We start from the raw sequence: 14,117 nt of genomic DNA on the forward strand, positions 1-14,117 counted from the left end.
TGGCGGAATGCCGGACCGCAGAATCTGGCGCAACGCTAGCACGATCGGTCAGGACAGGCAAAACCGGTTAACGCTACAACATAGCAAAAAGCAGGGAAGATTCAGACGATCAGAGCTTTTCGGAAACCCGGATCGCCAGATGGCACCCGGCCTGGATGACGCCTTTCAGCAGGCCATAGCCCGGCGTCTCCTCCGCGCCTTCGGAAAGGGCGGTATCCTTGTGGCCGATCTCATCGGCGCGGAATTTCAGGAAGCGGTCGCGCATCTCCGGGTCGGTGTCACCAACCTCTTCGGCCTGCGCCTTGTAGTGCTGCTCGATCACTTCTTCCACGGCGCTGGTGCAGGCCATGGCGGCCTTCTCGCCCATCAGCGCGGTGCCTGCGCCCAGCGCAAACCCGGCGACATTCCAGATCGGCGCAAAAACTGTCGGGCGTGATTTGTGCTCCATGAGCAGGTCATCGAAGGCGTGCAGGTGCTCGTATTCGCCTTCTTCCATTTCCTTCAGCAGCCCGGCGATCCGCGCCTTGTGCGGCAGCTTGTCGAACACGGCGCGCTGGCCTCTATAGATCTGCACCGCGCCATATTCACCGGCATGGTCGACGCGCAGCATCTCGCGAATGCGCGCGGCACGTGGCCCCGGGCGGTTCAGGTGCGGGCTGTTCGCGGGCGGTGTTTCGTCAATGATCTGTTCGTCACTCATGATACTTATCTAGTCGCTGATGGCGTCAGCGCAAACCGGTCATCGCGCAGGGCGCGGACCATGCGCACCGTTGCCCATGCTGTCAGCCCGGCGAGCGCGAGGGAGAAGAGGGCGTTATACCCCGCCATGGAAATGCCGAGGAACCGCCATGCCGCATCGGAGCAGGACACCATCGGCGCGCCGCTTTCCAGCTGGGCAAACAATTCCTCAGGCGAATTGATCATCGCCCCGCCGGAACAGGTCGCAGGCCCCGGCCAGAATTTCCATTCCACCCCTGCGTGATAGGCGGCGAGCACGGCGCTGAAGAGGTAGATGAGAGAGGTGACGCCGAGGCTGGCGGCGACCGCGCGGCTGGCCTTGAAAAAGCGCCAGATCGCGAGCGTGATCAGCGCGGCGGCCAGCGCCGTCCAATGCGCCTCGCGCTGGTCGAGGCAGAGCATGCAGGGGGCGAGCTTGCCGAAGCGTTCGAACGCATGGGCGCCGGCCAGCAGCAACAGGCTGCCTGTCGCGGCGACGCCAGCGGCGCCATAAGGCGTCAGCAATTTGTTCAAACGCTCATCCATGGTGGCAGTCTAGCCGAATTTCCGGGGATGCCTAGGAACCTTTCGTCACAGGCAGACCGTGCTTTCTAGAACAAGCCGAGCAGCCAGTCCTTTGCAAAGCTGATCGCCTCGGCGCCAAGGAAGACCAGCAGGAAAACCCAGATGATCCCGATGGCGAGCCCGAGAATGATCAGCAGCCCATCGCGCTCGATCAGGCCGAGCGCCGTCACGGCAACGCCGATGCCGGGCGTCGTATTGGTCAGCGGCAGGGGCACGAGGATCGAGGCACAGGGAATCAGCAAAAGCGCCCCTACGATCCGCCCGCCGATACCATCGGAGATCGCCCGGAAACGCGAATGAGAGAGGCGCTCGATCCAGCCGAGATAGCGCTCGGCACGCTCCACCGTGCCCCGCATACTGACGATCTCGAATTGCCTGTCGGCGAGCCTGCGCGGCAGCCATGGCGCCTCACGTCCCAGCGCCAGCTGGGCCGACAGGGCCAGCATAGGCAGGGCGACGATCTGCGGCAGGATATAGACGAAGGGCAGGCAGCAGGGGATCGCCAGCAGGAGAAGCATCAGGCCATAGGCGCGCTCGTCCAGCGCATCGATCAGCTGGCCCAATGTCGCCTTCGGGCCCTTGGGCTTGTCGCTGTCGCCTCCCTGGATCTCTTCGCCGACTGTCACTTCATCGATCGACGGACGGGCAGGGGCTGCTGCCATTGCCTCGCTGGCCAGCAAGTCGAGGATCGCCTTCAGGCGCTGGGTAGCGCCGACATGGCTGGTGGTGGCTTGATGGTCGGTCATGGCAGGGTGTGGCCTTACGGCCTGTCCTCGTGGCTGGTGGAGCGCTGTTCATAAAGCAATCCGTTTCCACTGCAAAGCGGCTGCTTGACGTTTGCTCCTGAACCCGCCAGAAAACGGGTTCGCTATTGGCTGGCCCCTGTGGCGGAATTGGTAGACGCGCGTGACTCAAAATCTCGTTTCTTCGGAAGTGCCCGTTCGAGTCGGGCCAGGGGCACCATTCAAAACCGGTCGGCCGCAGGCCGATCAAACGATCCAGTGAATCGTTTGAAGGTTTGAATGCCCCGGCAGGGGCGCCTTCGCTGATTTTGGGCCATTGGATCAGGACCCTTCCTCACCATGAACTGGATACGTCTCAAACAGTTTGAAAAGTCCGGTACGCTTGTCTCCGTGACGATCAGGGAGAGCGATGGCGACGCCAGCTATACCGGGTACGTCCAGCATGTTGACCCGAACTTCATCGTTCTGGGCATGGTCTCCGAATGGCATCATGATGGCTTGTCGATATTCCGCATTCCTTCTGTCGTCAGCTGTGATGGCAGTAAATTGCTTGATGAACAGTCCCGTATCGTGGACTGGAATTGCGGTAAGCCGGATGATGTGCCCGACTGGCCCGTCTTTGAAAACGACGAAGCCCTGTTCAGGTCTCTATCCCTCCAGCCACTCTATGTTTTCCTGTACGATGGTGATGCGGCGGAAGTCGGCAGGATTTCATCGGTGAGCAGTGGTGGATTGGTCATGTCCGGTGTCGACGCTGGCGGGAACATATTGGCGGAGCCAATAACATGGACATTCGATGAAATCGTTCAGGTCACCTTCGGTGATGAATATTCATCTACTCTGTACAGGTATGTTTACCGTCAACCATAGGACGTCTCTACCTTGTAGGCATTCAGGTTGTGCCTAAAACTCCCGGCCCACCCACAGCCGCAAATCCGTATCGCTCGCAGCATTGGACATGCCGACCAGCACGCTGCCGACCACGGACCAGTTTTCGGTCACAGGTAGCGACGCAAACGGGCCTATCTGGTGGCTCTGGTCATCGAAGCCGCCCAGATCCTCCGTGTTCCCATAATTGTTGAACATCTCCACGCCGGCCTGTGCGCCGCCCTTGAGCTTCCGGGCGAGATTGGCGCGGGTCTGCAGGTAGATCCCGTCGCTGGCATTGTCGCCGATATCGATGGCGCTCATGACCAGAAACCGCGTCGACCAGCGGTCGGACAGCTTGACCTGGTTGGCCCAGTTCGCGCCGATCTGCCCCGGCCGGTCATCGTCGCGCCAGCGGGCATCGAAGCGGAAGCCGCTCTGCCATCTGCGTTCATCGGGCGTCACCTGCCAGAAAAGCTGGCCCTGCAGGTAATCGAAATCGAGACCGCTGCCGGGCCGGTCATTGGCCTGCGCCACGATACGCCACATCTTGGAGCCGTCGATAGATTGCTGATAGTGAAGGCGGTGGGCGATGGCATCGTCGCTGCCGTTTGCATCTGGCGCCAGACCGAACCGGTACTGCGCCGATTTGTGCCCCTCATTGACCACCGGCCCGAAGACGCCGCCGGTCGTCTGGGCCATCGCAGCCGATCCCAGCGCGGCATAAACTGTTAGCAAAACCATTGAGGCCAACCGGATGCGCATATATGTCCCTTCAGAAAGGCCCCGTCCACTCGGGACCGTGCATTAGCCGTGAAATTACGCCTCTTCCGAAGACTTTGAAATCCGGTTGATGATATATTCGCGGTAATCCGGTTACGCTCTAGTCCGTATCGAGCCCGGTGCGGGTCAGCTCTTTCTGGGCCTTGCGCGAGACGATAATCGTCACCGCCAGCGTGGCGACGAGGCCAACACCCAGAAGCCCCCATTTCGCCGGGCCGGTTTCCTCGCCGCTGCCCGCCGCAGCACCGACTGACGCGATCCACACGTAAAGCAGCACGCCGGGCATGATCCCGAAGAAAGTAGCGAGGGCGTAGGAAGTAAACTTTACCTGCGTCACGCCGAAGAAGTAGTTCTGCAGGTTGAATGGAACGAGCGGCGACAGGCGCATCAGGCCGACGATCTTCCAGCCTTCTGCCTTGATCGCCCGGTCGATTGCAGCAAACAGCCTGCTGTTGGCAGTGCGCTTTTCCACCCAGCCGCGGGCGATATAGCGTGAGACGAGGAAGCCACCGCACGCGCCCAGCGTCGCGCCGACCATCACCGGGAAGAACCCGCTCAGCCCGAAGGCGATGCCGGCGGCTATCGTCAGGGGGGAGCCGGGTGCGAGCAGGATCGTCGCAATCGCATAGATCAGCGCAAAGGCGACATAGCCCCAGATGCCGAGGCCATCGACCCAGGCGCGCAGCGCTTCCAGCCACTCGCCCAGCGGCAGCAGTGCCCACGCAGCAACGAGTGCAGCCACGACCAGGAGGCCGCCAGCGACTTTAAGCCATTTCGCCGAACCGCTCTGGCCAGCGTCATTGTCTCGCGTCGATGTCATGTCCATGTCAGTCATAAGGGCGGTCTTCCTGCACTGCGAGTCCTAATGTCTACCTCGCTCTATCATGTGTGAGATGGGCCGCGACAATCGCATTCGCGTGAAACGCAGCGTGATCATGGCGGGAAAGCCTGATTGGCCTACACAAACCCGCGATCAGGGTGTAAAAGGCCCGCGAAACGATGGGAGTACCAAAATGGCCGAGTATGATCTCTATCAGGTTGATGCGTTCACGGACAAAGTCTTTGCCGGCAATCCGGCGGGAGTGATGCCGCTGAGCGAATGGCTGCCGGACGAGACGCTGCAGGCCATCGCCATGGAAAACAATCTCGCCGAGACGGCGTACATGATCGCCAAGGGCAATGGTCAGTACGATCTGCGCTGGTTCACGCCCGGTGCCGAAGTGCCGCTATGCGGCCATGCGACACTGGCGACGGCCCATATTCTTTATACGGAGCTGGGCGAGGCGGCAGAGACGATCACCTTTGACACGATGAGCGGGCCCTTGATTGTCAGTCGCCAGGGCAATGGATACGCCATGGACTTCCCGGGCGATCAGGCGAGGCCGCTGAAGAATGTCCCCAGTTTCCTGATCGAGGCGCTGGGCGATGACCCGGCAGAAATCCTCGCCGGGCAATACATCCTCGTTGTCTATGAAGACGCAGAGACGGTGCGGGGCCTGAAACCCAACATGCTGCTGCTCGACAAGGTGCGCACGGCACGCGGCCACGGCGCGGCGGAGAACTGCGTCTGCGTCACCGCACCCGGCGATCAGGGCTTCGATTTTGTCTCGCGCTTCTTCGCGCCCGGCGTTGGCATCAATGAGGACCCGGTAACCGGTTCGGCCCATTGCCTCAGCGCGCCTTACTGGGCAGGCAAGCTTGGGCGCGATGAACTGAGGGCCTTCCAGGCGTCGCCGCGCGGCGGCATCGTCAACTGCCGGGTCGCGGATGACCGTGTCATTCTCTCAGGCGATGCCGTGACCTACCTGCGCGGGCGGATCAGCCTTTGAAGGCCCCGTGCGCCAAAGGAAATCTGTTTCGTCCGTGAGATGGCGAGGCCGATGAGGATCGCCACCAGCCCCGCGATGAAGGTCGGCTTCAGCGGCTCGCCGAAGGCGCTCATCCCGATAATGATGGCGACGACCGGCGTTGCATAATTGGTCAATGCCATGAAGCCTGCGCCCGCCTTGCGGATCAGCGTGATGATCAGGATCGCCGCGATCGCAGACGGGAACAGGCCGAGGAACAGGATGGACAGCCATGATACGGCGCTGACAGCGCCCCAGTCCTGTCCCGAGACAAGAGCGAAGGGCGATGCCGCAACGGCAGAGGACAGCATGACCCCGGCGGCGAAGCTGCGCGCCTGCATCTCCGGCGCCCGCCGCGTCAGAACGGCATAGATCGCATAGCAGATGACGGCGAGGATCATCGCGCCCTGTGCGATCACGTCAGCGGAGAGAATATTGGCGATGGCCGCAGGCCCGATCAGGAAGATGACGCCAGTGGTTCCCAGCATGAAACCTGTCACCTTGCGCACGGTCAGTTCCTCATCGGCGAAGATCCGGGCAAGGATGATCGTGACCAGCGGCATGAACGCCATGTAGATGCCGGCGAGCATGGACGAGACCGTCTGCTGGGCAAAGGGGAACAGGGTGAAGGGGATGGCATAGCCGATCACGCCACCCGCCATCATGAACCGCCACTCCGTCGAGACGGTCCAGCCTTTTCCTTCTTCCCGCCGCAAAAAGGCGGGCAGGTGCCGTCCGGTGGCATAGGCATAGATTAGCAGGAAGGCCGCCGCCGCCCACAACCGCCCGGCGGAGACGGTGCCGGGCAGGGCGGTGGCAACCGCCAGCTTGATCCCGGCAAAGGACGCCCCGCCGATCAGCGTCAACAGCCCGAGCAGCAGCCAGTCCCGCAGCGACGGCTCCGCCGGACGGGCTGTTGCTGTTGCTGGTTGCTCTGTTTTTTCGAGGCTATCGGTCATGGTTCGCCCGTAGGCTCTTCTACGCTTTTTGGCAATATGCCAGACGTGTGGACAAGCGAAGATTGCCAAAGCGCTTGTTACGAATCGTAATATGTAATACGATGCGTAATATGAAGACGCTCACTCCGTTGAACTACGCCCTGTTAGGACTGCTCAACCGTGCGCCGTTGACGGGCTATGAGGTAATGCAGGTGTTTCAGACGACGCCCCTTGGTGGTTATTCATCGAGCCCTGGTGCGATCTATCCTGCGCTGAAGAAGCTGCGGCACGCTGGTCTCCTTACCGTTTCCGGCAATGGTGCCAGCGGGCGCGGCGACACGCTTGCTGTGACCGCAGAAGGCAAGGCTATGCTGAAGGCGTGGCTTCTTGAGGCTCCAGTCGAGGGTGCCGGTGTGGACCTGCCAGGACAGATGCTGAAATTCACCTTCACCGGAGACATGCTGACGAAGCGCCAGCAACTGTCCTTTATCGACCGGCTGGAAAAAGCCATCGACAGCGCCATCAGTTCGCTGGCGGCGAGCCGTGACCGGATCCGGTCAAATCTGGGCACCCACGATATCCTCGCCGTCGAGGCCGGGCTTCTGCAATACCGCGCGGCGGCGGACTGGTGCGCTCTCGCCAGACGGGAACTTTCAAAAGGAAAATGATCATGCTACGGACTGTCCTGTTTTCCGGCCTGCGCCTGCTCGGCTTTGTGCTGCTGCAGTCAATCGCCGTCATGGTGCTTGGTGGGATTCTGATGGCCGAGGTCGCTGGCGACCTGCCGACGACGGGCGCGGCGGTTGATCCCGGCGGCCCGCTTGGCGGCATGCTGCTCATGACCGTCTCACAGGGTATCGCGCTGATGCTACTCTTTCGGCACCTGAGCCTCGGTCGCTGGCAGGCGTTCAGCCTTGCTGCCGCCATAGCCATCATGGTCGGAACGGTTCTGACACAGATCGATTCCTTTGTTTATTTCGACTGGTTCCGGTCCGAGCTCGGCTGGCGCATCGTTGCCGTCACCGCGCTCAGCGGCCTTTCCGGTGCGCTCTGGGCATGCCTTCTTTTCCCGCGCATGGGGGAGGGAGAGTCGCAGCTGGCCTCGCTCAAGGGCATGCTCCTGCCGGTCCTGCTCGTCGCGGTCATCCACATCGCCGTCTATTACACCGTCGGTTATGTCGTCGTCTGGGTGAATGACGATGCCCGCGCTTACTACGATGGTGGGGAGCTGTTGCCGTTCTTCACCCACATCGCCGATGTCGCTGCGACCAGCGGCTGGGTCATCGCAGTCCAGCTGGTCCGCGGCTTGTTCTGGGCTGCCGTGGCCATGCTGGTCTATCGCCATGGCCGCGGTCTGCGGCTACAGCTCAGCCTGACCATCTTCGCTTTATACTTCTCCTATCACGCCATGCCGCTGGTCGTGCCAAACGGTTTCATGCCGGACGTGGTACGTGTGCTGCATTTCATCGAGCTTGCCATTACTGCCGTACTGATGGCAGCACTTGCACATTTTCTGCTGCGTCAGAAATCCCGGCGTGAGAATGGTTAGCGCGAGCCGAGGCGGGGAAGGTTCCGGATCCTGTTGACCTGCTGAAGGTGTTCGCTGACCGTCATCAGGAACCGGTTTTTCTCTATCGGTTTGACGATGACATCGGTCAGTCCCATGCGCAGATAGGTCGGACGATCCTGCACGTCCGCTTCGCCGGTCAGGGCGATGACAGGCAGGCTTGCCCAGCGGCGTGTGTTGGCCCTGATACGGTTTATCGTCTCGGTGCCATCGAGAACCGGCATCTGCAGGTCCAGCAGCACGAGGTCCACTTCCTCGGTCTCCAGAATGTCCAGTACTTCCTGTCCGTTGGCGGCATGCAGGATCGTGGCGCCGTGTGGTTCAAGGAAAAGACCAGCCACCATCCTGTTCGTCTGCACATCATCGGCAATCAGGACGCGGGACCCTTTCAGGCAGGACAATGAAGCAGTATCGATCGCCACTTCGCTTGATGCTGCCGGGCTATCGCCAATATGGGCAATGAATGTCAGCCGGAAGGTTGACCCCTCGCGGGTGGTTTTGAGAAGGCTCAGATCGCCATCCATCAGGCGCGCCAGGCGACGGCTGAGTGACAGGCCAAGCCCTGTCCCGCCATAGGTCGCGGCAATGCTGGAATCGGCCTGGGTATAGTCTGTAAACAGCGAGTTCCGGTTTTGCGGATCGACGCCAATACCGGTGTCGCTGACATCGATGACGATCATCCCGCCGCTGCCGTCTTCATTCTGTTCATACCCTGCCTTGATCTCGATGCTTCCGGCCTCGGTGAACTTCACCGCATTGGACAACAGATTGTTCAGGCACTGGCCCACCCGGGTGCTGTCGAACAGCAATGCCGCCGGAAGTCCTTCGTCATAGAAGGCTTTCAGGGCAAGTCCCTTTTCCGATGCTGACGGACGGAAGAGATCAAGTGTCTTTCCGATAACGGATTTGAGATCGTTGCTGGTGGGGTTCAGCTCCATCTTCTCCGCTTCGAGCTTGGACATGTCCAGCACGTCGTTTAGCAGGGTCAGCATCATCGATCCGGTATCATGTATGGTACTGGCTTTCTGTTTCTGCTCATCGGTCAGGTCATCGTCCATCATCGACTGGGCAAGGCCCATCATGCCGTTGAGCGGTGTACGGATCTCATGGGACAGGTTGGCGAGGAAGGCGGACTTCATGGCGGAAACCCTGCTGGCGCTTTCGCGGGCGGCTTCCAGCTCTGCCTGCTCTTCCATCCGCGCGGATATATCCCGCGTGATCATGACGAGGCCGGCGACATTGCCGTCGAGGTCATGCCAGGGCTTTACCTCCCACATCATCCAGTGGATCGTGCCGTCAGCCCGCTCGAACCGGTCGGCATCGGAGCGTTCTGTAGCGCCGGCGAGGCAACGTGCGTGTACATCTTTCCAGCTCTGCGGGATCTCGGGGAATATTTCGTAGTGGCCGCGGCCGATGATCTTCTCCCGCTGCAGCCCGTATTCACTCAGCCAGCGCTCACTGACTTCGAGATAGCGCAAGTCGCGGTCGAACATGGCGATGGCGATCGGCGCACTGCGCGCAAAGGCTGTCAACTTGGCACTGCCTTCGCGCAAGGCGGCCGCATCTTCCCGAACATGAACGGCAAAGGACACGATACAGGCCATGCCGAGTATGATCGTACTGATCACGATAATGCCCGATGCGATTGTCAGCATACGGTCATTGTAAGGAGACTCGACTACCAGCCCATTCAGGTCGAGCAGGATCAGCCCAACGGCGAGAAGGATTGAAACCAGGCCACAGACGATTGTTGCCCGCAGGCCGACGAAATATCCTGCGGCTATAGGCGCAATGATCAACAAGGGCGCGATATAGCCATCGATGCCGCCATTGATATAGGCGCCGAAACTGGCACCGATGATTGCAGCGATGATGAAGATAAGCGCGTGCGGCTTGATTGTTTCGGCCCCTCGCGAGGTCACCGCAAGGACGCCAAAGATCGCACTGATCGCAAATGCAACGTAAACCCCGGCTCGAACGGTCGGGAACATTATCAGGGCTGCTATGCCATATCCCGCGATGGTCAGCGCAAACAGGCATGAAAGCACAAAGAAGGCCTTCTGGGTCCCCTTACAGGATAGGTCGGACCGGCCTGACAGGGGGTCATATTTCTCCGAGTGACCGTTCAGGACTCCTCCGGAAGAGATGTGACTGTTTTTGTTATTGAAAGGCACGCAAATAATTCCCGAAAACTGCGCTGACCTTGATCCAAAAACTTTAAAGAATTTCAAACCCGGAATGCGTGTATCACTGCATTTGGGAGCCGGGGCTCGCTTGAAACATTCGGTCAGGAAATAATCTGCTGATAGGCAGAAACTTCATTTGACTCTGTCGTGACACCTGTCATGTTCCGCGCGGGCCACGCCGTCCCAACGCGGCGCGTCCTGTCTGTAAGGATAGGAGTACAACATGACAGACCAACTACCCGCGACCAAACCGTCGCGCCCTTATTTCTCTTCCGGTCCCTGCGCAAAGCGTCCGGGCTATTCCCTCGACAATTTGCAAGGCGCGCTGCTCGGCCGCTCGCACCGCTCCAAGCCCGGCAAGGCCCGGCTGAAGGCGGCGATCGACAAGACGCGCGCGCTGCTCGGCGTGCCGGACGATTATCGCATCGGCATCGTGCCGGCGTCCGACACCGGCGCGGTCGAGATGGCCATGTGGTCGCTGCTCGGGCCGAAACCCGTCACCGTTCTCGCCTGGGAAAGCTTTGGCCAGGGCTGGGTCACCGACGCGGTCAAGCAGCTCAAGATCGAGCCGACCGTGATGACCGCCGATTACGGCGATATCCCGGACCTGTCCAAGGTCGACCAGACCCATGACATCGTCTTCACCTGGAACGGCACCACCTCCGGCGTTCGCGTGCCGAATGGCGACTGGATCAGCGCCGCGCGCGAAGGTCTGACCATCTGCGACGCGACCTCCGCCGTGTTCGCGCAGGACCTCTCCTGGGACAAGCTCGATGTCGTCACTTACTCCTGGCAGAAGGTGATGGGCGGCGAGGCGGCCCATGGCATGCTTATCCTCAGCCCTCGCGCCGTCGAGCGGCTGGAAAGCCATACCCCCGCTTGGCCGATGCCGAAGATCTTCCGCCTGACCAAGGGCGGCAAGCTGATCGAGGGCATCTTTGTCGGCGAGACGATCAACACGCCCTCCATGCTCTGCGTTGAAGACTATATCGACGCGCTCGACTGGGCCGAGAGCTTGGGTGGATTGTCTGCGCTCAAGCAACGTGCCGACGATAACCTTGCTGCACTGACGAAATGGGTCGCGAAGACCGACTGGGTCGATTTCCTTTGCGAAGACGAGGCCACCCGCTCCAACACCTCCGTCACGCTGAAGATCGTCGATCCGGCCGTCACCGCGCTTGATGACGATGCCCAGCGGGCCTTCACCAAGAAGATGGACCAGCTGCTGGATGCCGAGGGCGCTGCCTATGACATCAATGGCTATCGCGACGCCCCGGCAGGCCTTCGCATCTGGTGTGGCGCGACTGTCGACGCAGGCGACGTCGAAGCGCTAACCCCCTGGCTCGACTGGGCTTTTTCTCAGGCTCTCGCAGAGGTGGCCTAGTGGCAACGCGAATCGCGTTGCCGCCCCGCCCGAAAATCGTTAACAAGAAGCATGAGGGACTGACCGGAGGGGACACCCATGAAGAAGCTGATACTTTCATTGGCTGGCGCAGCAGCGGCAATCGCGTTGTGCGGCACTGCCTCGGCCGGCGAGCTGCGGCTCGGTATCGCCATGCACGACTTCGAGATCAACATGGACGACCGGCGCGAGAGCGGGGTCAACTTCCAGCCGCAATATGTCTGGAACTCGCCGGACTTTCTGCGCATCCTCGCCAGCCCGCAACCCTATGTGATCGCGTCGATCAACTCAGACCAGGAAACGAACTTCTTCGGCGGTGGCATCCTGTGGAAGAAGAATTTCGGGGGCTCCGCATACTTCTGGGAGATCGATACGGGCATCGTCTATCAGGACGGGCGCACGGAGCTGCCGCCGCCCAACCAGCCGGAAGAGCGCCAGCGCGTGCTCGACACGGAGATCACCTTCGGGTCGGAAACCCAGTTCCACTTCGTCTCCGGTCTGGGGATGGCGGTGACCGAGGACTGGGATGTGCAACTGTTCTTCGAGCACCTGTCGCACGGCCAGATACTGGGCGATTCCGACAAGAACGAGGGTGTCGAGAATATCGGCGTCAAGTTCGGCTACAAGTTCAACTAGGCTTTTGCCTCTTTGCATTTCGGCCTGATCCTTCGAGGCCCGCTGCGCGGGTGCCTCAGGATGAGGGCGTATCTGTAACTCAAGGAGTGCTTCATCCTGAGGTGGCCGGCTTGCCGGCCCACGAAGGACGAGGCACGGGCGCGTATAAGCCGAATTATCTCTCACAAGTTTGCTAAATTTATCCTGACAAGGAGTACTACCCCATGCCTAAAATTCTCATTTCCGACAAGCTGTCACCGACCGCCGTGCAGATCTTCAAGGATCGCGGCCTAGATGTCGTCTATGAACCCGACCTCGGCAAGGACAAGGCGGCCCTGCTCGAAGCCATCGCCGATGCCGATGGCCTCGCCGTGCGTTCCGCCACCAAGGCGACGGCTGATGTCATCGCTGCTGCGCCAAACCTGAAGGTGATCGGCCGCGCCGGTATCGGCGTCGACAATATCGATCTCGAGGCCGCAACGAATGCCGGTGTTGTCGTCATGAACACACCGTTCGGCAATGCGATCACGACGGCGGAACACGCCATCGCCATGATGTTCGCCATCGCCCGCCAGATCCCCCAGGCCAATGCCTCCACTCATCAGGGCAAGTGGGAGAAATCGGCCTTCATGGGAACGGAAGTATACGGAAAGACCCTCGGCCTCATCGGTTGCGGCAATATCGGGTCCATCGTCGCCTCCCGCGCCCTCGGCCTGAAGATGAAAGTCGCTGCCTTTGACCCGTATCTGACACCAGACCGCGCGGTTGAACTGGGCGTTGAGAAAGTCGAACTGGACGAGCTTCTCGCCCGTGCCGACTTCATCACCATTCATACGCCCCTGACCGAGCAGACGAAGAACATCCTGTCGAAGGAAAGCCTCGCCAAGACCAAGAAGGGCGTGCGCATCGTCAACTGCGCCCGCGGCGGTCTCGTCGACGAAGAAGCGCTGAAGGAGGCGCTCGATTCCGGCCATGTCGCGGCGGCGGCGCTCGATGTGTTCGCGACCGAGCCGGCGACAGAGCATCCGCTGTTCGGCCACAAGAGTGTCGTCTGTACACCCCATCTTGGCGCGGCGACGACCGAGGCGCAGGAAAACGTCGCCCTGCAGGTCGCCGAGCAGATGGCCGATTACCTGCTGACCGGCGCCATCACCAATGCGCTGAACATGCCGTCGGTGACCGCCGAGGAAGCACCGAAACTGCGGCCCTATCTGGCGCTTGCCGAAGACCTTGGCTCCTTCGCCGGGCAGCTGACAGAGACGGGTGTTAAGGCGATCGAGATCACCTATGCCGGGTCTGTCTCCAAGTTGAACCGCAAGCCGCTGACACAGGCCGCCATCGCCGCGATCCTCAAGCCAATGCTGCAGGGCGTGAACATCGTCAACGCACCCTCGATCGCATCCGACCGGGGCATCGAGATCACCGAGACGGTGACCGAGAAGGCGCGCAACTTCAATTCCACGATGCAGCTGAAGGTGACGACGGAGCGGTTCACCCGCACCGTCACCGGCACGATCTTCGGCGGCATTCCGCGCCTTGTCGAGATCAAGGGCGTGGAGATGGAGGCGACCTTCTCCGAGCACATGCTCTACGTCACGAACGAGGACAAGCCGGGCTTCATCGGTGCCCTCGGCTCGACGTTGGGCGAGCATGGCATCAACATCGCGACCTTCAATCTCGGCCGCGGCACGGCAGGCGGCGATGCCATCGCGCTGCTCGCCGTGGACTCGGAGGTTACGCCGGAAGTGCTGGAAGCTGTCCGCGCCATCAAGCATGTAAAGAAGGCCAAGGCGCTCAGTTTTTAAGGGCGGCACTTATCGCGACACCCATTATCAGAAAAAAGGCGGCTCAACCGAGCCGCCTTTTT

14 protein-coding genes and 1 tRNA gene are annotated in these 14,117 nt (G+C 60.7%); 8 read left to right on the top strand and 7 right to left on the bottom strand.

The features are described 5' to 3' along the window. Positions 1-109 precede the first annotated feature (109 nt). From FF098_RS02900 to FF098_RS02910, 3 genes are all read right to left on the bottom strand, one after another. The gene (locus FF098_RS02900; protein WP_155137110.1) at positions 110-700 is read right to left on the bottom strand and encodes a demethoxyubiquinone hydroxylase family protein; all 591 of its coding nucleotides are present in this window, start codon (positions 698-700) and stop codon (positions 110-112) included. 5 nt (positions 701-705) lie between these two features. Then, on the bottom strand, positions 706-1,263 hold the full coding sequence (locus tag FF098_RS02905) for a disulfide bond formation protein B (RefSeq protein ID WP_155137113.1): 558 nt from the start codon (positions 1,261-1,263) through the stop codon (positions 706-708). A gap of 65 nt (positions 1,264-1,328) precedes the next feature. Further along, positions 1,329-2,048, bottom strand: coding sequence for an exopolysaccharide biosynthesis protein (locus FF098_RS02910; RefSeq protein ID WP_205967351.1), 720 nt, complete (start codon positions 2,046-2,048; stop codon positions 1,329-1,331). A 132-nt stretch (positions 2,049-2,180) separates the two neighbouring features. On the opposite strand from FF098_RS02910, the gene FF098_RS02915 reads away from it, so the two are divergent. Both FF098_RS02915 and FF098_RS02920 read left to right on the top strand, forming a co-directional pair. Further along, positions 2,181-2,265 (top strand) — tRNA-Leu (locus FF098_RS02915). A 119-nt stretch (positions 2,266-2,384) separates the two neighbouring features. Beyond that, positions 2,385-2,915, top strand: a complete 531-nt coding sequence (locus FF098_RS02920) for a hypothetical protein (protein ID WP_155137116.1) — start codon at positions 2,385-2,387, stop codon at positions 2,913-2,915. Positions 2,916-2,948: 33 nt separating this feature from the next. Here the strand turns inward: FF098_RS02920 and FF098_RS02925 are convergent, their stop codons facing one another. After that, complete coding sequence (locus FF098_RS02925; RefSeq protein WP_155137120.1) at positions 2,949-3,614, bottom strand: hypothetical protein; 666 nt, start codon at positions 3,612-3,614, stop codon at positions 2,949-2,951. A gap of 181 nt (positions 3,615-3,795) precedes the next feature. Then, positions 3,796-4,530 (bottom strand): TVP38/TMEM64 family protein, encoded by a 735-nt coding sequence (locus FF098_RS02930; RefSeq protein WP_155137123.1) that lies wholly within the window; start codon positions 4,528-4,530, stop codon positions 3,796-3,798. 178 nt (positions 4,531-4,708) lie between these two features. On the opposite strand from FF098_RS02930, the gene FF098_RS02935 reads away from it, so the two are divergent. After that, a complete protein-coding gene (locus tag FF098_RS02935; protein WP_155137125.1) occupies positions 4,709-5,524 on the top strand; it encodes a PhzF family phenazine biosynthesis protein in 816 nt (271 codons plus the stop codon). Here the strand turns inward: FF098_RS02935 and FF098_RS02940 are convergent. Next, positions 5,497-6,501, bottom strand: a complete 1,005-nt coding sequence (locus FF098_RS02940; RefSeq protein WP_155137128.1) for a DMT family transporter — start codon at positions 6,499-6,501, stop codon at positions 5,497-5,499. The two genes, FF098_RS02935 and FF098_RS02940, sit on opposite strands and share 28 nt — an antisense overlap. Positions 6,502-6,611: 110 nt before the next feature. Here FF098_RS02940 and FF098_RS02945 point away from each other — a divergent pair, with 110 nt between their 5' ends. Further along, complete coding sequence (locus FF098_RS02945; protein WP_166426291.1) at positions 6,612-7,148, top strand: PadR family transcriptional regulator; 537 nt, start codon at positions 6,612-6,614, stop codon at positions 7,146-7,148. Positions 7,149-7,150: 2 nt separating this feature from the next. Beyond that, the gene (locus FF098_RS02950) at positions 7,151-8,029 is read left to right on the top strand and encodes a hypothetical protein (protein ID WP_155137134.1); all 879 of its coding nucleotides are present in this window, start codon (positions 7,151-7,153) and stop codon (positions 8,027-8,029) included. Here FF098_RS02950 and FF098_RS02955 read toward each other — a convergent pair. Beyond that, positions 8,026-10,038 (bottom strand): hybrid sensor histidine kinase/response regulator, encoded by a 2,013-nt coding sequence (locus tag FF098_RS02955; RefSeq protein WP_155137137.1) that lies wholly within the window; start codon positions 10,036-10,038, stop codon positions 8,026-8,028. The genes FF098_RS02950 and FF098_RS02955 overlap by 4 nt on opposite strands. A gap of 418 nt (positions 10,039-10,456) precedes the next feature. Between FF098_RS02955 and FF098_RS02960 the strand changes: the two genes are divergently transcribed. From FF098_RS02960 to serA, 3 genes are all read left to right on the top strand, one after another. After that, positions 10,457-11,617 (top strand): phosphoserine transaminase, encoded by a 1,161-nt coding sequence (locus tag FF098_RS02960; protein WP_155137140.1) that lies wholly within the window; start codon positions 10,457-10,459, stop codon positions 11,615-11,617. 78 nt (positions 11,618-11,695) lie between these two features. Then, positions 11,696-12,271 (top strand): acyloxyacyl hydrolase, encoded by a 576-nt coding sequence (locus FF098_RS02965; RefSeq protein WP_155137143.1) that lies wholly within the window; start codon positions 11,696-11,698, stop codon positions 12,269-12,271. A 203-nt stretch (positions 12,272-12,474) separates the two neighbouring features. Next, positions 12,475-14,055, top strand: a complete 1,581-nt coding sequence (gene serA, locus FF098_RS02970; RefSeq protein WP_155137146.1) for a phosphoglycerate dehydrogenase — start codon at positions 12,475-12,477, stop codon at positions 14,053-14,055. The last annotated feature ends 62 nt before the right edge of the window (positions 14,056-14,117 follow it).

Origin of the sequence: Aquisalinus luteolus, from assembly GCF_009712425.2 — a bacterium.
GTDB classification, from domain to species: Bacteria; Pseudomonadota; Alphaproteobacteria; order Caulobacterales; family Parvularculaceae; genus Aquisalinus; species Aquisalinus luteolus.